General features: G+C 64.1%; 27 protein-coding genes. 11 read left to right on the forward strand and 16 right to left on the reverse strand.

Annotation, left to right across the window (positions count from 1 at the left end; genetic code table 11):
• Positions 1–33: 33 nt before the first annotated feature.
• Entirely contained in the window at positions 34–432 is a 399-nt protein-coding gene (locus tag XI05_RS27090) for a RidA family protein (protein ID WP_271507465.1), read from the reverse strand.
• Positions 433–566: 134 nt separating this feature from the next.
• Here XI05_RS27090 and XI05_RS27095 point away from each other — a divergent pair, with 134 nt between their 5' ends.
• Both XI05_RS27095 and XI05_RS27100 read left to right on the forward strand, forming a co-directional pair.
• Positions 567–1,172: a TetR/AcrR family transcriptional regulator gene (locus XI05_RS27095; protein ID WP_271507468.1), complete on the forward strand. Its 606-nt coding sequence runs from the start codon at positions 567–569 to the stop codon at positions 1,170–1,172.
• A 143-nt stretch (positions 1,173–1,315) separates the two neighbouring features.
• Positions 1,316–2,053: a tetratricopeptide repeat protein gene (locus XI05_RS27100; protein WP_271507472.1), complete on the forward strand. Its 738-nt coding sequence runs from the start codon at positions 1,316–1,318 to the stop codon at positions 2,051–2,053.
• A gap of 192 nt (positions 2,054–2,245) precedes the next feature.
• On the opposite strand, the gene XI05_RS27105 is transcribed toward XI05_RS27100, so the two are convergent.
• Together XI05_RS27105 and XI05_RS27110 are read right to left on the reverse strand one after the other, a co-directional pair.
• Positions 2,246–3,211, reverse strand: coding sequence for a DMT family transporter (locus tag XI05_RS27105; protein WP_271507475.1), 966 nt, complete (start codon positions 3,209–3,211; stop codon positions 2,246–2,248).
• Positions 3,212–3,286: 75 nt separating this feature from the next.
• Entirely contained in the window at positions 3,287–3,766 is a 480-nt protein-coding gene (locus XI05_RS27110; RefSeq protein ID WP_271507476.1) for a PaaI family thioesterase, read from the reverse strand.
• Between the two features lie 186 nt (positions 3,767–3,952).
• On the opposite strand from XI05_RS27110, the gene purL reads away from it, so the two are divergent.
• Complete coding sequence (purL, locus tag XI05_RS27115; protein WP_271507478.1) at positions 3,953–6,163, forward strand: phosphoribosylformylglycinamidine synthase subunit PurL; 2,211 nt, start codon at positions 3,953–3,955, stop codon at positions 6,161–6,163.
• Positions 6,164–6,320: 157 nt separating this feature from the next.
• Here the strand turns inward: purL and XI05_RS27120 are convergent, their stop codons facing one another.
• A complete protein-coding gene (locus XI05_RS27120; RefSeq protein ID WP_271507481.1) occupies positions 6,321–7,508 on the reverse strand; it encodes an acyltransferase family protein in 1,188 nt (395 codons plus the stop codon).
• Positions 7,509–7,663: 155 nt separating this feature from the next.
• Here XI05_RS27120 and XI05_RS27125 point away from each other — a divergent pair, with 155 nt between their 5' ends.
• Complete coding sequence (locus XI05_RS27125; protein WP_172782960.1) at positions 7,664–7,837, forward strand: DUF1328 domain-containing protein; 174 nt, start codon at positions 7,664–7,666, stop codon at positions 7,835–7,837.
• A 122-nt stretch (positions 7,838–7,959) separates the two neighbouring features.
• Here the strand turns inward: XI05_RS27125 and XI05_RS27130 are convergent, their stop codons facing one another.
• Positions 7,960–8,319 (reverse strand): DUF427 domain-containing protein, encoded by a 360-nt coding sequence (locus tag XI05_RS27130; protein WP_260371385.1) that lies wholly within the window; start codon positions 8,317–8,319, stop codon positions 7,960–7,962.
• Positions 8,320–8,514: 195 nt separating this feature from the next.
• On the opposite strand from XI05_RS27130, the gene XI05_RS27135 reads away from it, so the two are divergent.
• Together XI05_RS27135 and XI05_RS27140 are read left to right on the forward strand one after the other, a co-directional pair.
• Positions 8,515–8,751 (forward strand): BolA family protein, encoded by a 237-nt coding sequence (locus XI05_RS27135; RefSeq protein WP_011088461.1) that lies wholly within the window; start codon positions 8,515–8,517, stop codon positions 8,749–8,751.
• A gap of 41 nt (positions 8,752–8,792) precedes the next feature.
• Positions 8,793–9,986, forward strand: a complete 1,194-nt coding sequence (locus XI05_RS27140) for a low temperature requirement protein A (RefSeq protein ID WP_271507484.1) — start codon at positions 8,793–8,795, stop codon at positions 9,984–9,986.
• Between the two features lie 197 nt (positions 9,987–10,183).
• Here XI05_RS27140 and egtD read toward each other — a convergent pair whose 3' ends face one another.
• Positions 10,184–11,155: an L-histidine N(alpha)-methyltransferase gene (gene egtD, locus XI05_RS27145; protein ID WP_271507487.1), complete on the reverse strand. Its 972-nt coding sequence runs from the start codon at positions 11,153–11,155 to the stop codon at positions 10,184–10,186.
• A 48-nt stretch (positions 11,156–11,203) separates the two neighbouring features.
• On the reverse strand, positions 11,204–12,502 hold the full coding sequence (gene egtB / locus XI05_RS27150) for an ergothioneine biosynthesis protein EgtB (RefSeq protein ID WP_271507490.1): 1,299 nt from the start codon (positions 12,500–12,502) through the stop codon (positions 11,204–11,206).
• Positions 12,503–12,741: 239 nt separating this feature from the next.
• Here egtB and grxD point away from each other — a divergent pair, with 239 nt between their 5' ends.
• Genes grxD through XI05_RS27170 form a run of 4 tightly spaced genes read left to right on the forward strand, consistent with a single transcriptional unit; the run spans position 12,742 to position 16,216 of the window.
• A complete protein-coding gene (grxD, locus tag XI05_RS27155; protein WP_018647423.1) occupies positions 12,742–13,068 on the forward strand; it encodes a Grx4 family monothiol glutaredoxin in 327 nt (108 codons plus the stop codon).
• Positions 13,069–13,071: 3 nt separating this feature from the next.
• Positions 13,072–13,626, forward strand: a complete 555-nt coding sequence (locus XI05_RS27160) for an O-acetyl-ADP-ribose deacetylase (protein WP_271507492.1) — start codon at positions 13,072–13,074, stop codon at positions 13,624–13,626.
• Positions 13,627–13,668: 42 nt separating this feature from the next.
• Positions 13,669–14,955, forward strand: coding sequence for a serine hydrolase domain-containing protein (locus tag XI05_RS27165; RefSeq protein WP_271507494.1), 1,287 nt, complete (start codon positions 13,669–13,671; stop codon positions 14,953–14,955).
• Position 14,956: 1 nt separating this feature from the next.
• Positions 14,957–16,216, forward strand: a complete 1,260-nt coding sequence (locus XI05_RS27170; protein ID WP_271507496.1) for a serine hydrolase domain-containing protein — start codon at positions 14,957–14,959, stop codon at positions 16,214–16,216.
• Between the two features lie 63 nt (positions 16,217–16,279).
• Here XI05_RS27170 and XI05_RS27175 read toward each other — a convergent pair whose 3' ends face one another.
• The 7 genes from XI05_RS27175 to murI all read right to left on the reverse strand — a co-directional run bounded on the left by XI05_RS27175 (position 16,280) and on the right by murI (position 21,368).
• Positions 16,280–17,347: a threonine aldolase family protein gene (locus XI05_RS27175; RefSeq protein WP_271507499.1), complete on the reverse strand. Its 1,068-nt coding sequence runs from the start codon at positions 17,345–17,347 to the stop codon at positions 16,280–16,282.
• A 20-nt stretch (positions 17,348–17,367) separates the two neighbouring features.
• Positions 17,368–17,646, reverse strand: a complete 279-nt coding sequence (locus tag XI05_RS27180; RefSeq protein ID WP_271507502.1) for a type II toxin-antitoxin system RelE/ParE family toxin — start codon at positions 17,644–17,646, stop codon at positions 17,368–17,370.
• Positions 17,624–17,839: a hypothetical protein gene (locus XI05_RS27185; RefSeq protein WP_271507505.1), complete on the reverse strand. Its 216-nt coding sequence runs from the start codon at positions 17,837–17,839 to the stop codon at positions 17,624–17,626. Before XI05_RS27185 ends, XI05_RS27180 begins: the two co-directional genes overlap by 23 nt.
• 69 nt (positions 17,840–17,908) lie before the next feature.
• Entirely contained in the window at positions 17,909–18,526 is a 618-nt protein-coding gene (rpsD, locus tag XI05_RS27190; protein ID WP_271507509.1) for a 30S ribosomal protein S4, read from the reverse strand.
• A gap of 221 nt (positions 18,527–18,747) precedes the next feature.
• Entirely contained in the window at positions 18,748–19,515 is a 768-nt protein-coding gene (locus XI05_RS27195) for an acyltransferase (RefSeq protein ID WP_271507512.1), read from the reverse strand.
• Between the two features lie 220 nt (positions 19,516–19,735).
• Positions 19,736–20,509, reverse strand: a complete 774-nt coding sequence (locus XI05_RS27200; RefSeq protein ID WP_271507513.1) for an HpcH/HpaI aldolase family protein — start codon at positions 20,507–20,509, stop codon at positions 19,736–19,738.
• A 61-nt stretch (positions 20,510–20,570) separates the two neighbouring features.
• Entirely contained in the window at positions 20,571–21,368 is a 798-nt protein-coding gene (gene murI / locus XI05_RS27205) for a glutamate racemase (protein WP_271507514.1), read from the reverse strand.
• A 218-nt stretch (positions 21,369–21,586) separates the two neighbouring features.
• Between murI and XI05_RS27210 the strand changes: the two genes are divergently transcribed.
• Positions 21,587–22,228, forward strand: coding sequence for a glutathione S-transferase family protein (locus tag XI05_RS27210; RefSeq protein ID WP_271507516.1), 642 nt, complete (start codon positions 21,587–21,589; stop codon positions 22,226–22,228).
• Positions 22,229–22,238: 10 nt separating this feature from the next.
• Here the strand turns inward: XI05_RS27210 and XI05_RS27215 are convergent, their stop codons facing one another.
• Positions 22,239–23,045, reverse strand: a complete 807-nt coding sequence (locus tag XI05_RS27215; protein WP_271507519.1) for a Crp/Fnr family transcriptional regulator — start codon at positions 23,043–23,045, stop codon at positions 22,239–22,241.
• A gap of 239 nt (positions 23,046–23,284) precedes the next feature.
• On the reverse strand, positions 23,285–24,364 hold the full coding sequence (locus XI05_RS27220) for a SecDF P1 head subdomain-containing protein (protein WP_271507521.1): 1,080 nt from the start codon (positions 24,362–24,364) through the stop codon (positions 23,285–23,287).
• Between the last annotated feature and the right edge of the window lie 27 nt (positions 24,365–24,391).

A 24,391-nucleotide genomic window follows, 5' to 3' on the forward strand; every position in this document is an offset into this window, starting at 1 on the left:
TGCTGGCGGCCGGCGTAGAGCCGCCCAGAAGGTTTACTGGAGCACAGGAATGCGGGCGATGACCTTGATCTCGAAGTCGAAGCCGGCAAGCCAATTCACCCCGACGGCCGTCCAGTTCGGATAGGGCGGACCGCCGATCTCCTCGGTGCGAACGGCCATCACCGTCTCGATCTGGCTCGCCGGATCGGTGTGGAACGTGGTGACGTCGACGACATCGTCCAACGTGCATCCGGCGGCCGCAAGCACGGCACGCAAATTGGCGAACGCGCGCCGGACCTGGTCCTCGAACACCGGCTCGGGCGAGCCGTCCTCGCGGCTGCCGACCTGCCCCGACACGAAGAGCAAGTCACCGGAGCGGATCGCCGCGGAATAGCGATGCACTTGATAGAGCGCGTGGCGGTTTGCGGGGAAGATTGCCTCTCGCTGGGGCATGGCAGGAGCCTTTCAATCGATGGATGGGGGCGGATGGAACGTGGGCGCTCCACGGGTGGCGCTTCACGGCATTTTCAGATACGTTTCGTATGTCAGATATCACTCACATACGAGGCGTATGTCAAGGGGGTCGAGTGGCAAAGGGGAAGCGCGCCGCGGCCATGGCGGAAAATCGGGCCAAGCTCATCCGCGCTGCTCGGAAGGCATTTGCCACGCAGGGCTATGCGGACGCGTCGATGGACGAGCTCACTGCCGCCGTCGGTCTGACGCGGGGCGCGCTGTATCACAACTTCGAAGACAAGAAGGGGCTGCTCTGGGCCGTCGTCGAGCAGATCGATGGGGAGATGGCGGAGCGGCTCCGCATCGCCCGGGAGCAAGCGCCCAGCCTGTGGCTGGGCCTGCTCGCGGAGGGAAGCGCCTATATCGAAATGGCGCTCGACCCCGAAATCCAGCGCATCATGCTTCTGGATGGACCTGCTGTGCTCGGCGATCCCTCCAAATGGCCCGGCGAGAACGCCTGTCTCGACATCACCATGCGAACGATCCGCGCGCTGATCGAGCAGGGGGTCGTGAAGCCGGTCGACGTCGAAGCGGCGGGGCGGTTGCTGAACGGCGCTGCGCTCAGCGCCGCCTTGTGGGTCGCGGCCGCCGACGATCCCAAGAGTGTGTTGAGCAAGGCCGTTGATGCGTTTCGAGAGCTGGCGAGTGGATTGCTGCGCGAGGCGCGTGAACCTGCATAGGTTTTGAGGCGACTGACTCTCGTCACCATCATGGCGCCGATCAGGTTCGCCGATTTTTGCCGGATGAAGCAACTCAAAGTTGTTTCATTGCATCGATTGCGATATCAGGAAGCGGCGCTGTCGTTGTGCTTTCCGGATGTCACATGCCCGTCGCTTTGGTCGTTCTGCTGCTCGATATCACGCTGATCTATCACGCGTCGCGAACCGGACGGTTGCGGCCCTGGGCCTTCATCATCCTGCTGGTGCCGATGATGGGAGCGATCGCCTATATCGCGGTCGAGCTCATTCCCGAATGGTTTTCCAGCCCCGGTGCACGGCAGGCACGCCAGCGTGTCGCCAATCGCCTCGATCCCGAGAAGCGCTATCGCGAGCTGTCCGACCGGCTGGCCGGCACCGACACCATCGCCAACCGTGCGGCGCTGGCGGAAGAGTGCGTGAATATCGGTCGGTTCGGCGAAGCTGAAGCGCATTACGATCACATCATGAAGCTGCCGATGGGCCACGATCCCGCCTATGCGCTGCGCAAGGCGCAGGCGCAATTCGGCGCCAGCCGCCCGGCCGATGCGCTCGCGACGCTGGACGATCTGCAGAAGCAATGGGCCGACTTCGATTCCGCCGACGCGCATCTGCTCTATGCCCGCGCGCTCGCCGAGGTCGGACGTCTCGACGAGGCGCTGGAGGAATACCACGCGCTCGCCGGCTATTTCCCGGGCGCCGAAGCGCGGGTGCGCTACGGCATGCTGCTGCAAACGGTCGGCCGCAGCGCCGAGGCGCGCATGGTCTTCAACGAGCTGCTGATCCAGATGCGCCGCGCGCCGAAATATCTGCGCAAGGCGCAGGCCGAGTGGCTGTCGATCGCGGAGAAGCAGTTGTCGACGTGAGTGGTGGCGGGACTCGCTCCCTCTCCCGCTTGCGGGAGAGGGTTGGGGACAGGGTGTCACCGCGAAGGGATTCCCCAAGAGGATCGAGCCCTCACCCGGGTCGCATCTTCGATGCGATCCGACCTCTCCCGCAAGCGGGAGAGGTGACAAACCAAGTGCGCCCGTATCAATTTAGGCCAAGCTCACCACGTTTCAGCGCAGCTTCAACCTCTCCGCCGGCACGGTCATCGCCGCTACGCCGACCATGACCAGCAGCAGCCCCAGCGCCAGGTTCGACGGCACGCTCTCGCCGAGCAGCAGCACCGACAGGCCGACGCCGATCGGGATGCGCAGATAGCCTTGGGCGTTGGTCGTCAGCGTGCCGAGCCGGCCGAGGCAGATGTAGAACAGCATCAGGCCGAGGGCACTGGAGACGATGCCCATGACGATGGTGGCGACGATCGCGGTGGGCGTCGGCTGCAGCGTCCAGGGCTGGTCGACGATCAGCGCGGGCGGCAGCAGCAAGAGGCCGCCGAACAAGAGCGAGCCGGCCGCCACAACCATCGGGTCGTATTCGGACAGGCGGAGGCCGAAGATCGTCGCGCAGGCAAAGGAAATGGTGGCAAGCAGGATCGCGATCTCGGCAATGATCTCGCTGCCGAAGCCGCGTAGCGCATCGAGCCCGACGATAGCGACGGTGCCGGCGAGTCCCAAAATCGCGCCGGCGAGCTTGAGCAGCGTCGCTGGCTCATGCCGCGTGATCAGCGAGGTGATCAGGAAGGCGAAGATCGGCGTGGTCGAGGCCAGCACCACCGTGTTCGATGCCGGCACATATTGCTGCGACCACGTGATGATCAGGAACGGGAAGGTCGAGTTGATCAATTGCTGGGTTGCGAACAGCTTCCAGGCTTTCGCGTCGGTGGGGATCCTGGTGCCGCGCATCCACAGGATCGCGAACAGGAAGGCGGCGGCGATCAGCGAGCGTGCCGTAATGAAGGTGATGGGCGGGATGGTGGGAAGCGCCAGCTTGGCCAGCGGATAGGTCGAGCTCCAGCAGCAGGCCAGTGCAAGCAGCAGCGCATAGTCGCGCCAGCGGTGCGCACCTTTGGCGGCCATGGACGGCAACGGCGCTGATGCGGCCGGCCTCGCGCGGCCCGCCTCGGATGTGCTCTGCGGCACCTTGTTCTGCTCCCCGGCGCCAAAAGCGCTTGCCGGGAGTCTGGGCGAGGGCGCGCGAAAAGGGAAGGCGTCGAGCTATGCGTCTGGCTGCGGGAGTGCCTTCCGCCTCATCCGCTTGATCGTTCCGGAAAAGGTGAGCAGCAGCCGCTCGCCTGATATCATCTTGCCGCGCAGGAAGATCAGCGAACCGCCGGCGCGGGTGACCTCGCCGGTGCATTCGATCAGCTCGCCCTCGTGTGCCGCGTCGAGGAATTCGCAGGCGAAATTGGTCGTCACCGCCCGGCTGTCCAGGACATGGGTGGCGATCGCAAACAGCGAATAGTCGGCGAAGGCCATGTAACAGCCGCCATGGACGTTCCCGGAGCCGTTGAGATGCTTCTTCTCGACCCGGAAGGCGCTGCGGACGCTGCCGTCTGCCTCGATCCGGTGCCAGAAGGGGCCGACATGGGACTCAAAACTGTCGCGAATCCAGGCCCGCCAGCCCACAAATTCGCCTTCGGTGGCGACATGGAGCTCGGGGCGGCGCGGCGGGGGCGCTTTGGTCAATTCGTGCAAGGAAATAGGCCTTCAATTGCGGGTCTTTAGACCTTAAATCCGATCCGACCGCGCCGTGCAATTCCCGTTCCCGCGGGCTCCCCGGCGCAAAACGTGGGACAGCGGGAAAATGCGCCATAAAGGGCTTTTCGAAGCCGTCCGATGTTCCTAAGAACGGCCAAACCGCCGCCGAAAGCCTCTGAAGCCATGAAGAACGAACCCAAGATCACCCCCGAACTGGTTGCCGCCCACGGGCTCAAGCCCGACGAGTATGAGCGGATCCTGAAGCTGATCGGGCGGGAGCCGACCTTCACCGAGCTCGGCATCTTCTCGGCGATGTGGAACGAGCACTGCTCGTACAAATCCTCACGCATCCATCTGCGCGGCCTGCCGACCAAGGCGCCCTGGGTGATCCAGGGCCCCGGCGAGAATGCCGGCGTGATCGACATCGGCGATGGCCAGGCCGTGGTCTTCAAGATGGAGAGCCACAACCACCCGAGCTATATCGAGCCCTATCAGGGCGCGACCACCGGCGTCGGCGGCATTTTGCGCGACGTCTTCACCATGGGCGCGCGTCCGATCGCCTGCCTCAATGCGCTCAGCTTCGGCGCGCCCGAGCATCCGAAGACGCGGCATCTCGTCTCCGGCGTGGTGGCGGGCGTCGGCGGCTACGGCAATTCCTTCGGCGTGCCGACGGTGGGCGGGCAGGTGCGCTTCCACACCCGCTACGACGGCAACATCCTCGTCAATGCCATGGCGGTGGGTCTCGCCGATGCCGACAAGATCTTCTATGCGGCGGCCTCCGGCGTGAACATGCCGATCGTCTATTTGGGCTCCAAGACCGGCCGCGACGGCATCCACGGCGCCTCGATGGCCTCGGCCGAGTTCGACGACAAGTCCGAGGAGAAGCGCCCGACCGTGCAGGTCGGCGATCCCTTCGCCGAGAAGCTGCTGCTCGAAGCCTGCCTCGAGATCATGGAAAAGGGCTGCGTCATCGCGATCCAGGACATGGGCGCGGCGGGCCTGACCTGCTCGGCGGTGGAGATGGGCGCCAAGGGCGATCTCGGCGTCGACCTCGACCTCGATGCGGTACCGACCCGCGAGACTGGCATGAGCGCCTACGAGATGATGCTCTCGGAGAGCCAGGAGCGCATGCTCATGGTGCTCAAGCCCGAGAAGGAGAAGGAAGCCGAGGCGATCTTCAAGAAGTGGGGCCTCGATTTCGCCGTCGTCGGTTACACCACGCCGAGCAAGCGCTTCGTGGTCAAGCATGGTGGCGACGTCATGGCCGATTTGCCGATCAAGGAGCTCGGCGACGAGGCACCGGTCTATGACCGGCCGCATGTCCCCTCGGCCGCGTTGCCGGTCGTGCATGCCCGCGACGTGCCGGCGCCGATGGGCTTAGGTAGCGCGCTGGAGAAGCTGATCGGCACGCCCGATATGTGCTCTAAGCGCTGGGTCTGGGAGCAGTACGACCACGTCATCCTCGGCAACACCATGCAGCGTCCCGGCGGCGATGCGGCCGTGGTGCGCGTGCAGGACGGGCCGAAGGGCCTCGCGCTCACCGTCGACGTCACGCCGCGCTATTGCGAGGCCGATCCTTATCAGGGCGGCAAGCAGGCGGTCGCGGAAGCCTGGCGCAACATCACCGCGGTCGGCGGCAAGCCGCTCGCGATCACCGACAATCTCAACTTCGGCAATCCTGAGCGGCCCGAGATCATGGGCCAGTTCGTCGGCTGCCTGAAGGGCATCTCGGAAGCCTGCCGCACGCTGGACTTCCCGGTCGTGTCGGGCAACGTCTCGCTCTACAACGAGACCAACGGCCGCGCGATCCTGCCGACACCCTCGATCGGCGGCGTCGGCCTGCTCGACGATTTCACCAAGTCTGCCTCGCTCGCCTTCAAGGCCGAGGGCGAAGCGATCCTCCTGATCGGCGAGACCCACGGCTGGCTCGGCCAGTCCGTCTATTTGCGCGACATCTGCGGCCGCGAGGAGGGCGCACCGCCGCCGGTCGATCTCGCCGCCGAGAAGCGCAACGGCGACGTCGTGCGCGGCATGATCCATGCGGGCACTGCGACTGCGGTTCACGATCTCTCCGACGGCGGTCTCCTGATCGCGCTGGCCGAGATGGCGATGGCGGGCGGCATCGGCGCCAAGCTGCTGGCGGCGCCGACCGCGCTGGTGCCGCAGGCCTATTGGTTCGGCGAGGACCAGGCGCGCTATCTCGTCACCGTGCCGGAAACCGAAGCCGGCCGCGTGCTCGCCAAGATGCGCGGCTGCGAGGTGCCCTGCGTGCGGATCGGCACCACCGGTGGCGATGCGATCGCGATTGCCGGCGAGGCGCCGGTGACGATCGACAGCTTGCGCAAATCGTTCGAGCGCTGGCTGCCGGAGTACATGGGCGGCAAGGCGGCCTGACCTGCCGCCACACACTCCGTTATTGCGAGCCAACGGGTCCGCGCGAAGCGCGGCCCGATGACAGGCTCAGCGAAGCAATCCAGAATCTCACTGCCGAGGCAGTCTGGATTGCTTCGTCGCAAGGGCTCCTCGCAATGACGGGTGGAGAGGCTATGCCTCACAACACCTTCGACGCGCCCGGGATCTGCCGCAACGCTCGCGTCAGCGCCCAGCTCGCCGCGACAGTCAGCACAAACCCGATCGTGGCCTTGACGATCGCCGGCAGGTCATAGTCAAACAGCCAGTATTGCAGCCACAATGCGATCGGATAGTGCACCAGGAACATGCCGAACGCGTCGCCCTGCATTGGATCGAGCAGCCTGGCTGAGCCTGATTGCTTGAACCTCTGGAAAAAGGCCAGGATCAGAAACATGATGGCCACGCTGAAGACAGTGAAGCAGATGGCATAGAGCGCTTCATACCAGTCCGGCAACGGTGACGGGTTGCCCAGTATTTCGCGCTTGATGAAGATCAGGCCCCACAAGAGGCAATACGGAACGATCGCCAGGACCATCCAGTCCCAGCTGACCTTCGCCATGCGGCCGTCGACAGCGAGCAGCCCGCGATCCATTTGCGCAACGCCGATGCCGGCACCGAAAAAGAAGTAGGTCGCGTAGAGCATCACGCGCCCGTGCTGGACCGAGAACGGCCCGAACTCGAACCAACTGCTATGCCCGTAGTGAACCAGCCCGGGAATGTAGAACGCCGCGGTGACGGCCAGCATCACCGCGAAGAACACCGCGGGCCGGCGGCGACCGTGTAGCGAGAGCCGATTGATCGGATCGAGCAGATTGGGCGACAGCCGGTGCAGCAGGCAGGCAATCAGGTCGAAGGCGAGCAAGACCCAAAGGAACCAGATCGGCCCGCTCGGCCACGGTCCCTTCGTGACCATATTCCACCAGAATTCCGAAAAGCCGATCTCGGGATGCTGCCGCAGGGAGATCGCGTAATAGGCGACCGGAATGACCGTAAGGGCGCAGATCGCGAAGGGTAAGCCTAGCCGAAGCAGGCGATCTGCCAAATAGCCCCGCACTCCCTTCCGGGCGATGCCAGACCAGGCGAACAGTCCCGACAGGAAGAAGAACATCGCCATGAAGAAACTGTCGGTGGCGAGCACGATCATGTCGAAACCGAAGAAATATTTCGGATCGGTATGACCGAAATAGGTATAGGGGATCACCGCGTGATGCAGCAGCACGACCAGAGTGAGGAAGGTGCGGGCGCGATCGATCGCCAAATTGCGCACCTTGCTCTGCGGCGCGGCATGCACCTCTGCGCCGATCGTCGCTGAATGTGACATCGTCATCGTGGCCGCCCCGATCCTGATTCCGGCTGGACTGTGCCGCCGGGAACTCGATTCAGCAAGAGCCTGGACTCCCTTTAGGAACCAGTTCCGCGCAGCGAAGTTAGCGTCCGCCGAAAACGGCGAAGGCCGTGAGAAGCGGCAGTTCGGAGCTGGCGATGACGATCCTCAAATGGGCGCTGATCTTCCTACTTGTCTCGATCGTAGCCGGCGTGCTCGGCTTTACCGGCATCTCGGCCGCCTCGGCCGACGTCGCCCGCTTCCTGTTCTACGTCTTCGTCGTGATCTTCCTGGTGCTGCTGATATTGGGACTCACGATCTTCAGGGCGTAGCTGATTCCATTCGTCATTCCGGGGCGGTCCGAAGGACCGAACCCGGAAATCTCGAGATTCCCGGTGCGCAATTGCGCACCTGAGGTCTGGTCCTTCGGACCATCCCGGAATGACATCGAGAGCTACCCCACTTCCTCGATCTTCACCTTGTCCGGATAAAACGCCAGATGGCCTGAAATCTCCGTCATCGCGGGGAAGGGCGTCTCGTAGGTCCAGATCGCGTTGTCCAGCGTCTTGCCGTCGGCCTTGACGCTGTAATAGTTCGCGTCCCCCTTGTAGGGGCAATGGGTGACACGGTCGGTACGCTCCAACAGGGCCATGTTGGTGTCCTCCCGCGGCACATATTGCACCGCCGGATATCTGGCCTCCTTCAAGGTCAGCGCCTTGCTGGTCTCGGCGATCACGATGTCGCCCGCCGTGACGCGGACGCGCCTCGGGTTTGGGGTGATGGTGATCGGGTGGTCGGGGCCTGGAAGCTTCATGATTTCACGCCTTTTCGATCAATCTGCCGCGCGCGGCACTTTGTCGTGCCTTTGTCCTGATGGGATCAGGGATATAGTGCCGGAAAGCGTGACGTAGAAGTCCGTTCACGCTAAGTTTGGCCTTGCCGGCGAGGGGACCCCGGCAGCGAATCGATGATGAGGCTGCTGTGCAGCCAAATAAGGAGCAAGACCCGAATGCCCATGGACGCCCACGATATCGAGGCGATGATCAAGGCAGCGATCCCCGATGCCGAGGTGACCATTCGTGACCTCGCCGGCGACGGCGACCACTATGCCGCGACCGTGATCTCGGAATCCTTCCGCGGCAAGTCGCGCGTCCAGCAGCACCAGATCGTCTACCAGTCCCTGCGTGGCCAGATGGGCGGCGTGCTGCACGCGCTGGCGCTGCAAACCGGCGTACCAGGTACCTGACGAAGCTGCACCTGACCTGACCAGCGCCACGAGGGACCAGGATGGCTGCGGACAATCCGCACGGCGCGATGTTCCGCGTCATCACGCCGAACCAGCACAGCCGCGTCACCAATGCCGAGCTGTTCTTCGACCTCGTCTTCGTCTTCGCCGTCACGCAGGTCTCGCACACGCTGCTGCACCATTTCACGCCGCTCGGCGCGGTGCACGTCGCGGTGCTGTTTCTCGCGGTGTGGTGGGTCTGGGTCTTCACCGCCTGGGTCACCAACTGGCTCAATCCCGAGCTGACGCCGGTCCGCCTGCTGCTGTTTGCGATGATGCTGGGCGGCCTCGTGCTGTCGACCACGATCCCGACCGCCTTCGAGGGGCGTGGCCTTTGGTTTGCGATCGCCTACGCGACCATGCAGGTCGGACGTACCGCGTTCTGGCTGTTCGCAACGCCGGCGCACAGGACCCTGGTGCGGCACAACGCGATCCGCATCCTGGTCTGGCTCTCCGTCTCCGCGATCTTCTGGATCCTCGGCGGCCTCGCCCATGACGAGGCGCGGCTGTGGTTCTGGATCGCCGCCCTGACGATCGAATACATCTCGCCCGCGGCCCGCTTCTGGGTCCCCAGGCTCGGCTTCTCGTCGGTCGAGGCCTGGGCCGTCGAGGGCGGCCACATGGCCGAGCGCTGCTCCCTCTTCGTCATCATTGCGCTCGGCGAGGCGGTCGTCGTCAACGGCGCGACCTTCGCCGAGCTGGAATGGACCGCGGCCAACATCCTGGCCTTCGTCTCGGCACTGGTCGGTGCCATCGCGATGTGGTGGGTCTATTTCCACAAGGGCGCGGAAGCCGGGTCGGAGTGGATCTCGAAGTCCACCGAATCCGGCCGTCTGGCGCGGCTCGCCTACACCTATCTGCACCTGCCGATCGTTGCCGGCATCATCCTGACGGCGGTGTCGGACGAGCTGGTGCTGAAGCATCCGACCGGCCATTCCGACATCCGGACGGTTTTGAGCACGATCGGCGGCCCGCTGGTGTTTCTGGTCGGCACCATCCTGTTCAAGCACTCGGTCCGCGGCTTCCTCCAGCTTTCGCACGGCATCGGCATCATCCTGCTGCTGGTGCTGTGGTGGTTCGCGTCGGAACTGTCGCCGCTATGGCTCTCGATCGCGACGAGCGCGATCATGATCGTGGTGGCGGTGTGGGAGTCCGTGTCGCTGGGATCGGCACCGGAAGAGGCCGAGGAGCGTTGAACGCGGGCCTGCGCAAGCGCCTCGTCCTTCGAGACGACCGCTCCGCGGTCTCCTCAGGATGAGGCTGATCAGCATAGGTGGTCGTTGAAACCTGTTGCCGCGCACTCTGTCCTCATCCTGAGGGCCCGCCTTAAGGCGGGCGTCTCGAAGGATGTGCTGCGGAGGGAAGAAGATCTCAAACAGCGGCGTCGGAGCTCTTACTCCGCGACCTCCAGCGCGTGCACCGAGAACATCTTCGCCGCATCCGTCCAGCTCTCGCGGACGCGCCAGCCCGCGCCCTGGGCCAGCGCGGCAAAGCGCTCGATGCTGTATTTGTAGCTGTTCTCGGTGTGGATGCTCTCGCCCGGGCGGAACGAGAAGCTGGTGCCGAGCAGGCGCACGGTCTGGCTCTTCTTGCTGATCAGGTGCATCTCGATGCGGTGCCGCTCGCGATTGTAGATCGCGCGATGGGTGAAGGCGGACAGGTCGAAATTGCCGCCGAGCTCGCGGTTGATGCGCACCAGCACATTGAGGTTGAAGCGCGCGGTGATGCCGGCGGCATCGTTATAGGCGTCGAAGAGGATCCGCTCGTCCTTCTCGAGATCGGCGCCGATGATCATCTGCGCGCCTTTGCCGAGGATCATGCGCGCGCTTCTCAGGAAGGCCTGCGCTTCCTGCGGCTCGAAATTGCCGATGGTCGAGCCGGGGAAGAAGCCGACCTTCGGTAGGGAGGCGACGGCCGTCGGCAGCTCGAACGGCGTGGTGAAGTCGGCTGCGACCGGATAGATGCCGAGCGCCGGGAAATCCCGCTTCAGGCCGCTCGCCTGTGCCTTCAGGAAGTCGCCGGAGATGTCGACGGGGACATAGGCCGCGAATCTGCAATGATTGAGCAGCAGGCGCACCTTCGTGGTCGCGCCGGCGCCGAACTCGACCAGCGCGGCGTGCTCCGGGATGATTCTTGCGATCTCGCTGCCGCGCTCCTTCAGGATCGATAGCTCGGTGCGCGTCGGATAATATTCCGGCAGCTTGGTGATCGCCTCGAACAGTTCCGATCCGGTCGCGTCATAGAAGTATTTCGGCGACAGCCTTTTCGGCTGCTGCGAGAGGTCCTCGATGGCCTCGCGGGCGAAAGCGGTGGTCTGCTCGTCGGGAAGATGGGCTTCGGCCAAAGCGCTGGCGTGCACATTCATGATACTCTCCTGAACGCGCTGTCCGGCGCGCATCTGTCGTCGGAAAATCTAGTCGTAATCGGCAAGCCGCAGTCCGGTGAACTGCCAGCGGTGGTGCGGATAGAAGAAGTTACGATAGGTGATACGGCTGTGGTCCGCCGGAGTTGCAAGCGAGGAGCCGCGCAGCACCAGCTGGTTGACCATGAACTTGCCGTTGTACTCGCCGAGCGCGCCCTCGACGGCGCGATAGCCGGGGTAGGGCGCGTACGAGCTGCGGGTCCATTGCCAGACAAGGCCGAAGGCGTCGTTGAGCTGGCCGGTGCGGGCCGCGACTTCCCATTCCATCTCGGTCGGCAGGTGTTTGCCGGACCAGCGCGCGAACGCATCCGCCTCGTAATAGCTGACGTGGCAGACCGGCGCGTCCGGATCGACCGGCTTGAGGCCGCCCAGCGTCATCACCTGCCATGCGCCGTCGACCTCGCGCCAGTAGCCGGGGGCCTGCCAATCTTCCATGCTGGCCGCGGCAAAGCCGTCCATCAGCCACAGGGTTGCGGTCCGGTAGCCGCCATCCTGCATGAAGGCGAGCCACTCGGCATTGGTGACCAGATTGCGGGCGATCCTGACCGGACCGACCAGGGCGCGGTGCGCCGGCTTCTCGTTGTCGAAATGAAAGCCGTCGTCGACATGGCCGACGGTGTGGATGCCTTCGTTCAGCGTCAGCCAGTCATCGCCGCCGCGCGTGGTGGCCGGGAAGCGCCAGTCCGGATCATAGGCCGGGTAGATCGGGTTTTGCGCAAAGGCATGCAGGATGTCGGTGAACATCAATTCCTGATGCTGCTGCTCGTGGTTGAGCCCGACCTCCACCAGCGGCGCGATTGTGCGCAGCTTGTCCGCTCCGGCCTCGCGGAAGAATTTGCCGACGGCCGCATCGACGTGTTTGCGATAGGCGCCGACCTCGTCGGCGCTGGGGCGGGTGATGTCGCCGCGATGATTGCGGGCATGCCGCGGCCCGGCGCTGACGTAATAGGAATTGAACAGGAACGCGAAATCGGGATGGAAGGGCCGGTAGCCGGCAGCATGCTCGCCGAGCAGGAATTGCTCCCAGAACCAGGTCGTATGGGCCCGGTGCCATTTGGTCGGGCTGGCATCGGGCATGGACTGGATCTGCTGGTCCTCGGGCGACAGCGGCGCGGCCCGCCGTTCGGTCTCGTTGCGGACGCCGAGGAACGCCGCTTCCAGCCGCTGGGCGAGGTCGTCCTGGTGGGAGGACGGTGACGAAAGCTGGGGCGCAACCGTGGCTGAGGCTTGTTTCGTCACGTTTTTCTCCAGACAGGACAAGAGAACGTTGTTGGCGTTGCCCGGTTCCAAAACCGAGGTTCGTCCTAGATAGGGGCTCCGTTACGGTATGAAAGTCCTCTGCGGCGATGATATTAACGTCATCAGCCTATGGACCCGGCGGGCTCAACCCGGCCGCCCAGGGACCCGTCGCCGCCATTTTACTTTGGATGCACAACGGTTTGGGCTACATATATAGGCAGGTATCGGGTTAAATCGGCGGAGCCGGCCCGAAGCAATTGGTGAGGGCTCTGCCCCAGAAGGACACGGATATGAGCATCGCGGAATTCATCGACAATGAAGTGAAATCCAACGACGTGGTTCTGTTCATGAAGGGGACGCCGCAATTTCCGCAGTGCGGTTTCTCCGGCCAGGTCGTCCAGATCCTCGACCATATCGGTGTCGGCTATAAGGGCCTCAACGTTCTCGAATCCGCCGAGCTCCGCAACGGCATCAAGGAATATTCGAACTGGCCGACCATTCCGCAGCTCTACGTGAAGGGCGAGTTCATCGGCGGCTGCGACATCGTCCGCGAGATGTTCCAGGCCGGCGAATTGCAGCAGCTCTTCTCCGAGAAGGGCGTCGTCGTCGCGGCCTGACACGTGACCGTGCTGACGCGCCGGATTGGCGGCGCGGAGCTCGAAGTCATCGTCGCCGATATCACCACATTGAGTGTTGACGCCATCGTCAACGCCGCGAACACGTCGCTCCTTGGTGGGGGCGGCGTGGATGGCGCGATCCACCGCGCAGCCGGGCCCGAGCTCGTTGCCGAATGCCGCATGCTCAACGGTTGCAAGACGGGCGACGCGAAGATCACCAGGGGCTATCGGCTCAAGGCCGCGCATGTGATCCACACCGTCGGTCCGGTGTGGAATGGCGGCACGCTCGGCGAGGACGATCTGCTCGCCTCCTGCTATCGGCGGTCAATGGCGCTTTGCGCGAAGCATGAGCTGACCTCGGTGGCATTTCCCGCGATTTCGACCGGTATTTATCGCTTTCCTGCCGAACGGGCGGCCGATATCGCCGTGCGCACGACGATCGAAGGGCTGGCTTTGGCGCCGACCGTCGCTCGCGTCGTGTTCTGTTGCTTCTCCGAGCCGAGCGCCAAGCTCCATGCCGAAGCGCTTGCGCAACACGGCGGCCCTTGTGCCGATTGAGCTGGTCAGTACACTCCGAGCGCCATGTTCCGGGGAGGGGATATGATTTCACGATCTGGGTTGCGTGTGCTCGCCTGCGGCGCGCTGCTGTCGCTTGCCGCGATGTCGCTGGCGCGCGCGGAGGGCACTTACGAGATTCCAGCCGGCGCCCACTTCAATCAGGAAAAGCTCGGCAGGATCACCGAGTTCTTCAAGAACGAGGTCGCGACCGGCAAGATCGCCGGTGCAAACGTGCTGATCCAGCAGCATGGCAAGCCGGTCTATCACGAAGTCTTCGGCGTGCAGGACGTGGTCAGCAAGGCTCCGATCACGGACAAGACCATCTTCCGCCTGTTCTCGATGACCAAGGCAATCACCGCGGTGGTCGCGATGCAATTGGTCGAGGACGGCAAGATCAAGCTGGACGATCCCGTGTCGAAATACATTCCGTCCTTCGCCAATGTGAAGGTCGGCGTCGAGAAGAAGGCCGAGGACGGCACCAAGTCGCTCGAGCTGGTGCCGCCGAAGCGGCCGATGACCCTGCACGATCTGATGACGCACACCTCCGGCATCACCTACGGCTTCTACGGCGACAGCCTGGTCCGCAAGGCCTATCGCGAGGCCAACATCTATGCCGGCGATTTCGATCTGGCCGAGTTCGCCGAACGCATCGCCAAGCTGCCGTTGCACAATCAGCCGGGCGCGCTCTGGCAATACGGCCACTCCACCGACGTGCTGGCGCGTGTGATGGAGGTCGCTGCCGGCAAGCCGCTGATCGACATCATGCGCGAGAAGCTGCTCGATCCTCTCGGCATGGTCGATACCGGCTTTTTGGTCACGGACCCCGAGAAGCAGAAGCTTCTGGCCCAGCCAGTGCCGAACGATTCCGATTTCCGCGTCGGCCGCATCAATGATCCCACGGTCGTCAAGAAGATCATGTTTGCCAGCGGCGGCATGGTCACGACCATGGCGGATTACAAGCGCTTTTCGCAGATGCTGCTCAACGGCGGCAGCCTCGATGGCAAGACCATTCTCAAGCCTGAGACGTTCAAGCTGATGGTGACCGATCAGGTCGGCCCGGGCTCGGGCGTCGAGCGCGACTATTTCTACTTTCCCGGCGACGGTTTCGGCTTCGGCCTCGGGCTTGCGGTCCGTACCGATCCCGGCAACGCCAAGCCGCCGCCGCCCGGCAACCTCGGCGAACTGAAGTGGGACGGGGCCTCCGGCTGCTATTTCGTGATCGACCCCAAGCAGGACATGTTCTTCGTGCTGCTGGAGCAGACCCCGAGCGAGCGCCAGCGCGTGCAGCGAACATTGAAGCAGCTGGTTTATGAAGCCATGGAGAACTGACATGAACGGGCGCTGCGCGCTGTTCGCGGCGCTCGTCTTTTTGTTCGGCGCCGTAGGTGCGCGGGCGGGCTCAGAGGGCCGCGCACACAGCTTCACGCCCGAAGGCCTGGCAAGAGTCTCCGACTACATCAGGAACGAGATCGCGACCGGCAAATTGCCGGGCGCGATTCTGCTGCTCCAGCAACACGGCAAGCCGGTCTATTACGAGAATTTCGGCGTCCGCGACGTCGCGACCGAACTTTCGATGAGCGCGGATACGATCTTCCGCCTCTATTCGATGTCCAAGCCGATCACCTCAGTCCTGGCGATGATGCTGGTCGAGGAGGGTAAGCTTGCGATCAGCGATCCCGTCTCGAAATACATTCCGGCCTTTGCCGGCATGAAGGTCGGCGTCGAGAAGAAGGCCGAGGACGACAAGGTCTCGCTGGAGCTGGAGCCGCTCAAGCGGGCGGTGACGATCGAGGATTTGATGCGGCATACCGCCGGGATCCCTTACGGCTATTATGGCGGGGACCTGGTGAACAAGCTCTATGCCGACGCCGGACTGTTCGACGGGAATTCGACCAATGCCGAATTCGTCGCGAAGATCACTGCACTGCCGCTCGCCGAACAGCCCGGCACGATCTGGGATTACGGCCACTCCACCGACGTGCTCGGGCGCATCATCGAGGTGATCTCGGGGGAATCGCTGTTCGAGTTCGCGAAGAAGCGGCTGCTCGACCCACTCGGGATGAAGGACACCGCGTTTTACGTCGCCGATCCCGCCAAATGGCCGCGTATCGCCGAGCCGATGCCGCAGGATCGGGCGATCAGCCCGATCACGCAGGTTCGCGATATCAGGAAGCCGCTGCGATGGGAGTCGGGCGGCGGCGGCCTCGTCGGCACGGTCGGCGACTATGCGCGCTTCTCACAAATGCTGCTCAACGGCGGCACGCTTGAAGGTCGACGCTACCTGAAGCCGGAAACCATCGCCTTGATGACGTCGGATCACATCGGTCCCGAAACCCGCGTCGAGCGCGACAAGAACTACTATCCGGGTGAGACCAGCGGCTACGGCCTCGGCTTCGCCGTGCGTATCGTGGTGCCGCCGGGCACGAAGTGGCCGCTTGGCGAATATCGCTGGGACGGTGTCGGGGGCACCTTCTTCTTCATCGATCCCGAAGACGACCTGTTCGGAATTTTCATGGTGCAGACGCCGTCGCAGCGCGGCCGGATCCAGCTCGCGCTGAAGACGCTGATCTATCAGGCGATGGGGCGGTAGACTCTCGTTTTGACGCGTTTTCTTTACGCGAACCGGTATCCACTTCGCTCGAAAACGCTCTGATTACGCCCCGCGCACGATCTCGCGCACGTAGCCGATCGTCTCCTCGATCTGGCTCGCATTGACGTCCAGATGCGTGCAGGCCCGGATGCGGCCGTCCATCATCGCGAGCGTGACGCCGCGCTGGCGCAGCGCTGCGACCATCTTGTCGCCGGGGATGCCGGCGCCGTCGGGCTTGAAGAACACGAGATTGGTCTCGGGCTCCTGCACCTCAATGCCCGAGATCTGCGACAATCCGCGCGCGAGCGCCCGCGCATTGGCGTGGTCGTCGGCCAGGCGGTCGACGTGGTGGTCGAGGGCGTAGATGCAGGCGGCGGCGCAGATTCCGGCCTGCCGCATCGAGCCGCCGAGCCGCTGCTTCCACTGCCAGACCGCGTCGATGAAGACGCGCGAGCCCGCAAGCACGCCGCCGATCGGCGCGCCCAGGCCCTTGGAGAAGTCGATCCAGGCCGAATCCCAGCCCGCCGTCATGTCACGCGGCGAGATGCCGCTCGCAACGGTGGCATTGAGCAGGCGTGCGCCGTCCATATGGGTGATGAGGCCGTGCTGCCTGGCGATCGCGACGATCTCGTCGAGCACCGCCTTCTTCCAGATCGTGCCGCCACCGATATTGGCGGTCTGCTCGACGCTGACGACGGTCTGCGGCGGCTGGTAGCGCGTGCGCGGATGCAGCGCTTTCCGGAACGTCTCCGGCGTGAACTGGCCGTCGGGACCCTTGAGCTGCGTGACCTGGAAGCCGCCGATCGCGGCGTGCGCGCCGCCTTCGCGCGCGATGATGTGCGCGGTCTCATGGGCCAGGATCTCGTCGCCGGGGCGGCAATGCACCAGCGTCGCGGTGACGTTGCACATCGTGCCCGAGGGCATGTAGACCGCCGCTTCCTTGCCGAGCAGATCGGCCACGCGTTCGCACAGCGCGTTCACGGTCGGATCGTCGCCGACCTGCTCGTCACCGACCTCCGCACGCGCCATCGCCTCGCGCATCCCTGCCGTCGGCTTGGTCTGTGTGTCCGAGAGCAGATTGATGCGCACCGGCGGCGCCTTGGGATCGACGGCGGGAGGGGTGTAGAGCATGGCTTGTCTCGTCATTTTATCTAGTCGAACAGCTGCGGTCTGATGTCTTGCGCGCCGTGAAGAATGGCACGGATTTCGACGTGGTCGGATTGCACCGTGTAGAAAATCAGACGGGATTGGAAGCGGAAACGTCGATAGCCTGCCGCAAGCTCGTCCACTTGTTGGCCGATCAGGGGGCCCGCGTAGTAGGCCTCTGCCTGATATTTGCCGAAACGGCTCTCGGTGAAGTCGTAGATGTCGATCAAATCGGCCCGGGTGCGCTCCGATAACCGGTACTCAGCCATGGCGGCGTTGAGCAACGCGTTCGCGCGCGGCGGCGAGGATGTCGTCAGGGCTGTCCAAGGTGAAGTTGTTGCAATCTGCCTGAGCGAACAGCGCTTGATGACGGCGGACCTGCTCGTCGCGGGGCAGCTTAGCCCATGCTTCAAGCTCCGCCTCGGAAGGCGTTGCCGACGGGCTGATGTTGGCGAGCTGGTCGGTCGTCTGGGACATCGACAGCACGATACCACAACAAAAAGGCCCCGGAAACCGGGGCCTTTGAATGTCGTTCTGCCGAAGCTATCAGCGCGAATAGAATTCGACGACCAGATGCGGCTCCATCTGCACCGGGAACGGCACGTCGGAGAGGCCGGGGATGCGGGCGTATTTCGCGATCATCTTGCCGTGGTCGACTTCGAGATAATCCGGGACCTCGCGCTCGGGGAGCTGGCTGGCTTCGAGCACGTGGGCGAGCTGCTTGGAGCTTTCCTTGACCTCGACCACGTCGCCGACCTTGAGCTGATAGCTCGAGATGTTGACCTTGCGGCCGTTCACCTTGACGTGGCCGTGGTTGATGAACTGGCGTGCGGCGAAGATCGTGGAGACGAACTTGGCGCGGTACACGACCGCGTCGAGACGACGCTCCAGGAGGCCGATCAGGTTCTCGCCGGTGTCACCCTTGAGGCGGCTCGCCTCGACATAGATGCCGTGGAACTGGCGCTCGCTGATGTTGGCGTAATAGCCCTTCAGCTTCTGCTTGGCGCGCAGCTGCACGCCGAAGTCGGAGAGCTTGCCCTTGCGGCGCTGGCCATGCTGGCCGGGGCCGTACTCGCGGCGGTTCACGGGGCTCTTCGGGCGGCCCCAGATGTTCTGGCCCATACGGCGATCGATCTTGTACTTCGCCTCACTGCGCTTAGTCATCGCGTCCTCTTCAGGTCATGGTTTGAGGAAACGCGCCCTCCTGTGTGACGGGATGGTCCCGGCACCGACAGGTCCGATCCCCAAAGCTTAAGGGAGAGGACCACGGGTCGCGAAACGCTTCGCGGGCCGAAACGGCCCGCGAGCAGGCGGCTTTTAGGGGAGTTTGGGGTTGGCTGTCAATTCTTTAGCCGGTCAGCCCTGGGCGTGCGACGACGGTATCCTTATGTCCTGACCGCCCGGACCGGCTTTGACCCCGCCGCCCGCAATTCGGCAGCAATTTCAGTGTTCAGGGCCTGTTCCAGCCGGGTCAGGACCCGCGCGATCGGGGCGGCATCGGTGACGCGGTGGTCCCAGCGGATCACGACGTGGATGGTCTGGTCCGGCTGGACCAGCCCATAGCTCACGACAAAGGGGCCCGGCGTGATCGGGTGGAGCTCACCGCCGCCATAGGCAGCCACCGAGCTCACCCCGAAGCTGCCGAACCAGTTGCCGCGCTGACGGCCGAAATTCAGACCGACGGCCCAGGACAGGCGCCGCAATGGCAGCGGCAGGCGCGTCGCCCGCATGATCTTGCGGAACATCGGGACGTCCTCGATCGGGGCCGTCTTGCCGCGTCGGATTTCCGCATCGATGGCTGCCAGCGAAAGGGCCTCAGGAGCGGCGATTCGCTGCGGCAGCACACATTCCTCGCCATCATCGACACGCGCGATCGCGACCGTCGCCACGCTCTTCGGCAGCTCATAGAGGGCCGGCCAGGGCCATTTTGTGTAAACCGTGCGCAGGATCGGCTCGTCCTTTGCAACCAGGGCGAAAGCCTTGACGAACATCGCGGCCCAGCCGGCGGGCGCGGTTGCGCCCGCGCGGGCCTCCAGCAGGGGGCGGATATCGAGCGAACGGGCCAGTGAAACGAAAGGTACGCCCATCGAGGCGTGCATGAGGTCGCAGATCAGACGGCGCCGCAGCGAAATGGTCTTGGGCGTCCCGCGCATAGGCCTCCGGTTCCAAATCAAAGATCAAAATATGTGCAGCGAGCGGAGCCCGCCCGCTCGCTTAGCATGAACCAATCCGCTTGGGGCCGGTCGGTTCGCCGCACTAGGCATCGCCAAAGACGAACCTCACTTAGACCCAAAAAATCATCTATTTTCAATTATTTATATCTTGAACGCGCGGTCCTGGCGACGCCGGTCGGTAATGCGTCAATCGGCTCGTTCAGCGCCTGACCCCCTCGTATGCCGCCATGATGCCCCGCTGGAACAGCGACCAGTCGAAGCCCAGCGCGATAGCGCGGTAGCCGCGGTCGATCAGCGCATTGGCCTGGTCGGCGCTGCGCGCCACCCCGCCGATCGGCACGCCGCTCTTGAGGATGCCGGCCTCGGCGCGCGCGATCAGGTCCAGCAATTGCGGATCGTCCATCTGGCCGCGCTTGTTGATGGAGGTGGCGAGATCGCCGGGACCGATCACTGCGACGTCGATACCGGGCGTTGCCATGATCTCGTCGATGCGATCGACCGCATCGACGTGCTCGATCGTGATCATGCAGATCATCTCCTCGTCGGCAGAGGCCATGTAATCAGGCATCGACTGGCCCCAGCGGAACGGCGCGTGGAAGGGGCCCCAGAGCCGGTCGCCGCGCGGCGGGTAGCGCACGCTGCGCACTGCCTTCTCGGCATCCGCGCGGCTCGTGATCATCGGGAAGTTGATGCCGAAGGCACCGATGTCCATCGGCGCTTTCGCCAGCCACGGCTCGTTCGCGGCGATCCGCACCAGGGGTGTGCACGGTGTGCCCGTGGTCGCGGCGATCATCGCATGTGCTTCGGTCAATCCAATCGGGCCGTGTTCGAGATCGACGATGATCCAGTCCAGCGAGCGCGCCATGATCTGCACCATCTGCACGCTCGGGATGGTCGCGATCGCGCCGAAGGCGGGGCGGCCCTCGCGCCACAATTGACGGAGGCGGTTCAGCGGCTTTGCGGGGACCGACATGGAAAAACCTGCGGGACGATGGCGACGGCAAAGCCTAGCAGCGCGCCGCTAGGGCGCAAGCTCAGGCCGGCGCGCGTCCGCCGAAGAACGCCGTCAGCGTGGCGCTGAGACCATGCACGCGGTTCGACGTAAAAATCATCTCGGCGCCGGACTGCACGATGCCGCCGATCCGCTGGCCGAGCAGGTCGGAGACGCGGCGCGCGATTGCGGGCGCCGGATCGATCCAGTCGACCGGCCAGGGCGCGAGCTTCTTCATCCGGTCGAGCAGCAGCGGGTAATGCGTGCAGGCGAGCACCACGGTGTCGGTGCGCGATGTTGCATCCGAGGGGTCGCCGACGAAGCAGGGAGCGAGCTCGGCGAGGATGGCTTCGTCGCTGATCGGATCCCCGCTGAGCTCGGCTTCGGCCAGCGAAGCGAGCTCGGGCGAGCCGACCAGCGTCACCTCGCATCCTTGCGCGAAATCGCGGATCAACGCCTTGGTGTATTCGCGCTTCACCGTGCCCTTGGTGCCGAGCACCGAGACGCGGCGGGTCTTGGACTGCGCGCAGGCCGGCTTGATCGCCGGCACGGTGCCGACGAAGGGCACGGAATAGGCGGCGCGCAGGTGAGACAGGACCAGGGTGGACGCCGTGTTGCAGGCGATGACGACGAGGTCCGGATCATGCCGGCCGATCAGCTCCCCCATCAGCGGCACGACACGGGCGATGATCTCGTCCTCGCTGTGGTGGCCATAGGGGAAGAAGGCGTCGTCGGCGACATAGACGTAATGCGCGTCCGGGCGGGCGGCTACGACCTCACGCAGCACAGTGAGCCCGCCAAGGCCGGAATCGAACACCAGGATCGTCGGAGAATTGGTCACGTCGCTACCCTAGCCCGGCATGGTTACCATTCGGTTTTTGGGGCGATTTTGCGGCGTGGGCCGGGACCGCAGGTCGGGACGCCGAATTTCCGGCTTATGCGATATTCGCCATCGGTCGGCCGAAGCGGCAAGGGACGTCCGCTCCCAGGTTGACAGCTCACACGAGCCGCGGAACAAGACGGCGTTTCGCCGGTCGGCGATCTCGCAGAGAAAGCAACATGCTCACGGTCCACCATCTCGGTAAATCGCAATCCGAACGCATTGTCTGGCTCTGCGAGGAGCTCGAAATTCCTTATGAGATGAAGCGTTACACGCGCGATGCCGCGACCATGCTGGCGCCGGCCGAGTACAAGGCGCTGCATCCGGCCGGCACGGCGCCGGTCATCACCGACGGCGAGCTGGTGCTTGCGGAATCCGGCGCCGTCGTCGACTACATCGTTGCAAAATACGGCAACGGCCGGCTCGTGCTCGGTCCCAATGATCCCGCCTTCGCGCAATTTCTGTATTGGCTTCATTTCGCCAACGGCACACTGCAGCCCGGCATGGGGCGGATGATGATCCTAAGCCGGCTCGATCTCGCCAGGGACAACCCGACCCTGCTCGCGATGAAGGGACGCCTCGACCGCGCCTACGATCTTCTCGACGCACGGCTTCGCGAGTCCGAATATCTGGCGGGCAGCGCCTTCACCACGGCCGACATTATGACGGTGTTCTCGCTCACCACGATGCGTTATTTCCAGCGCTATGATCTCGCGCGCTGTCAGAACGTGGTCAATTATCTCGGCCGTATCGGCGCCCGCCCGGCATACCGTCGCGCGATGGAGAAGGGCGATCCCGGCATGGCGCTGCTCTTGAGCTGAGCGGCAGCGCTTACGCGATCCTGTTCGTGGTGGTCCCGCGCTCGGTTGCCAGCTGCTTCTGCAGGCGGTCGATGTTCTGCAACAGGCGTTGGCTGGTCAACACCAGGAAGTAATAGCCGAACTGCGGATCCTGGAAGTAGATCTCCAGCAGCCGGTCATAGGTGATCGTCAGCACCTGGCCGTCCTCGATGCATTCGACCGTTCCGGTGCGCCGGTTGTCCGGTGTGAGGAAGCCGAGCTCGCCCATCAGCGCTCCAGGCAGGATCTCGACGTTGATCTCCTTGACCAGGAACTTGCCGGTGACGGTGAGGAACATCTCCTGCGCGGGATCTCGCAGCTTGAAGAGGATGTCGCCGCGGCGATATCTGCGCTCGGTCATGAACGGCTTGAGCCATTCGATCGACATGTCGCCTTCGGCCGCATGCCGCGCCTTCTTGACCAGCTTGAGCATCTGCCGCAGGCGCAGGGCGTTGATCGGCAGCAGCAGCAGATAGAGCAGGAACGTGGCGACGTTGGCGGTGAGTGCGCCGAAAGCGGCGAAGAACGCGCAGCCGATCATGTTGGCCACCCGCAGGGGCACCATCGTCCGCATCAGGAGGGTGGCGACGAAGAAGCCGGCGCCGACCGCTGCGAACAAATTGGCGAACGTGATGTTGTGGACAAAGATCTCCAGCAGCCGATTGAAGATCGCGTCGTAGGTGACGTTGTCGGGATCGAGGCCCATCTGGACCAGGATTTTCGCGATCCTGAGGTTGTCCGTGGCCGCCTCGAGGATGCGGTCGAGGATCGACGAAATGTCTGCGCTGCCGGACGGCATGGTACTAACCCCACGTAAGGCATTCAGTCCTGGTCGGCACCCGTATAGCCGAAATCGAATGACGACCGCTTGAATGACGCTTCCGGCCATCGTGCCGCAAGAGGCAAATTTTAGCCTGATCGGGCGTTTCGGCAATTGCCCGTTGGTTGCGCGTCTGGCCGCGGAGGCCGTGATTCGGGCCAGCCGCGGAGGATCGGGCGTCGCGGACGGGGCTGGGCGACAGCGAAGGGGACCTTCGCTTACGGCTTGGCGGCGGGTTGCACGACCTGCTGCTCGACGAGACCAAGGCGCCCCGGCAGCGAGCCGGCGCGCAGCAGCATGGCGACGCTGTTGGCCTCCTCCAGGGTGAAATTGCCGGAAATCTGGCCGGAGCCGCCGGTGATGGGCTCGCGGATCACGGGAGCGGAGATCACCTTGTCGTCGAGCACGATGGCAAAGGGCTTTCCGACGTTCTCTGCCGTGATATGGGCAAAGCGCCGCGTGCCGCGGCCGTTGAAGCGGAACGAGGCGATCGGCTCCTTGCTCTCGCCGGTCAGTCCCGGGCCGGCATAGCTGATATCGCCGCCCTCGAGCGCGCTGTCCTTGGCGACGAGATAAGGACGCTGGTCCTTGAAGCCGAGCAGGACTTCCGTGCCCGCCGGCGGCGTGCCCGATTGCGCCTGCTCTGCGGACATCGAGAGGTCGATCAGGCGGAAGCCGACCTTGACCTTCCTGGCGAAGATCGCGGTGATTTGCTCGGGCTCCATCATCCCCGGCAGGAAGATGCGGATGCGGTCCGTCCCCTCAGGTTGGACGCTGGCGAACTTGACGTCGGCGTCCTTGAGGCGCTGCTCGATCATGGCGATGGAATCTTCGACCAGATCGCGCAGCCGCGCGGCGGATGCGGCATCGGTCGGCGCGAGCCTGAGCAGCCCGTCGCCGGCGTCGGTGACGGTGAGCGCGTGTGTGGGCAATCCCTCCGCCGCCGCGGCAAGCTTGCGCGCGAGCTGTTCGCGGCCTTTGGCGTCCGCGATCCTCACGTCGACGCCGCCGTCGCGGATCGCAAGTCCGGAGAACGCGATGCGGCCCTCGCGCAGGATCTTGTAGACGTCGTCGCGCAAATCCGTGACGACGGCCTCGCGCAAGGCGTCGGCCTCCACCCTGTAGACGATGCGCGATCCGCCCAGCTTCTCCATCTTGTCGGCGATGAAGGCCGCGACCTTGACGCGCACCTTGTCGAGCTGGCTGTCGGCAAGCGCGACGCCGGGCAGGGCGATCGCCGATACCGTCGCAAACGCAGCGATCAGCCGTGTGATCCGGTTCCGCAGGGGCGTCGTCATGGTGACCTCGTGTCTTGCGGCAGGGCG

This window comes from Bradyrhizobium sp. CCBAU 11357 (assembly GCF_028128865.1).
Taxonomy (GTDB): Bacteria; Pseudomonadota; Alphaproteobacteria; order Rhizobiales; family Xanthobacteraceae; genus Bradyrhizobium.

Coding starts and splice junctions, on each gene's coding strand:
- XI05_RS27090 (WP_271507465.1), bottom strand. CDS start 432: ATGCCCCAGCGAGAGGCAATCTTCCCCGCAAACCGCCACGCGCTCTAT.
- XI05_RS27100 (WP_271507472.1), top strand. CDS start 1,316: ATGCCCGTCGCTTTGGTCGTTCTGCTGCTCGATATCACGCTGATCTAT.
- purL (WP_271507478.1), top strand. CDS start 3,953: ATGAAGAACGAACCCAAGATCACCCCCGAACTGGTTGCCGCCCACGGG.
- XI05_RS27120 (WP_271507481.1), bottom strand. CDS start 7,508: ATGACGATGTCACATTCAGCGACGATCGGCGCAGAGGTGCATGCCGCG.
- XI05_RS27125 (WP_172782960.1), top strand. CDS start 7,664: ATGACGATCCTCAAATGGGCGCTGATCTTCCTACTTGTCTCGATCGTA.
- XI05_RS27130 (WP_260371385.1), bottom strand. CDS start 8,319: ATGAAGCTTCCAGGCCCCGACCACCCGATCACCATCACCCCAAACCCG.
- XI05_RS27135 (WP_011088461.1), top strand. CDS start 8,515: ATGCCCATGGACGCCCACGATATCGAGGCGATGATCAAGGCAGCGATC.
- XI05_RS27140 (WP_271507484.1), top strand. CDS start 8,793: ATGGCTGCGGACAATCCGCACGGCGCGATGTTCCGCGTCATCACGCCG.
- egtD (WP_271507487.1), bottom strand. CDS start 11,155: ATGAATGTGCACGCCAGCGCTTTGGCCGAAGCCCATCTTCCCGACGAG.
- grxD (WP_018647423.1), top strand. CDS start 12,742: ATGAGCATCGCGGAATTCATCGACAATGAAGTGAAATCCAACGACGTG.
- XI05_RS27165 (WP_271507494.1), top strand. CDS start 13,669: ATGATTTCACGATCTGGGTTGCGTGTGCTCGCCTGCGGCGCGCTGCTG.
- XI05_RS27170 (WP_271507496.1), top strand. CDS start 14,957: ATGAACGGGCGCTGCGCGCTGTTCGCGGCGCTCGTCTTTTTGTTCGGC.
- XI05_RS27175 (WP_271507499.1), bottom strand. CDS start 17,347: ATGCTCTACACCCCTCCCGCCGTCGATCCCAAGGCGCCGCCGGTGCGC.
- XI05_RS27185 (WP_271507505.1), bottom strand. CDS start 17,839: ATGTCCCAGACGACCGACCAGCTCGCCAACATCAGCCCGTCGGCAACG.
- rpsD (WP_271507509.1), bottom strand. CDS start 18,526: ATGACTAAGCGCAGTGAGGCGAAGTACAAGATCGATCGCCGTATGGGC.
- XI05_RS27195 (WP_271507512.1), bottom strand. CDS start 19,515: ATGCGCGGGACGCCCAAGACCATTTCGCTGCGGCGCCGTCTGATCTGC.
- XI05_RS27200 (WP_271507513.1), bottom strand. CDS start 20,509: ATGTCGGTCCCCGCAAAGCCGCTGAACCGCCTCCGTCAATTGTGGCGC.
- XI05_RS27210 (WP_271507516.1), top strand. CDS start 21,587: ATGCTCACGGTCCACCATCTCGGTAAATCGCAATCCGAACGCATTGTC.
- XI05_RS27215 (WP_271507519.1), bottom strand. CDS start 23,045: ATGCCGTCCGGCAGCGCAGACATTTCGTCGATCCTCGACCGCATCCTC.
- XI05_RS27220 (WP_271507521.1), bottom strand. CDS start 24,364: ATGACGACGCCCCTGCGGAACCGGATCACACGGCTGATCGCTGCGTTT.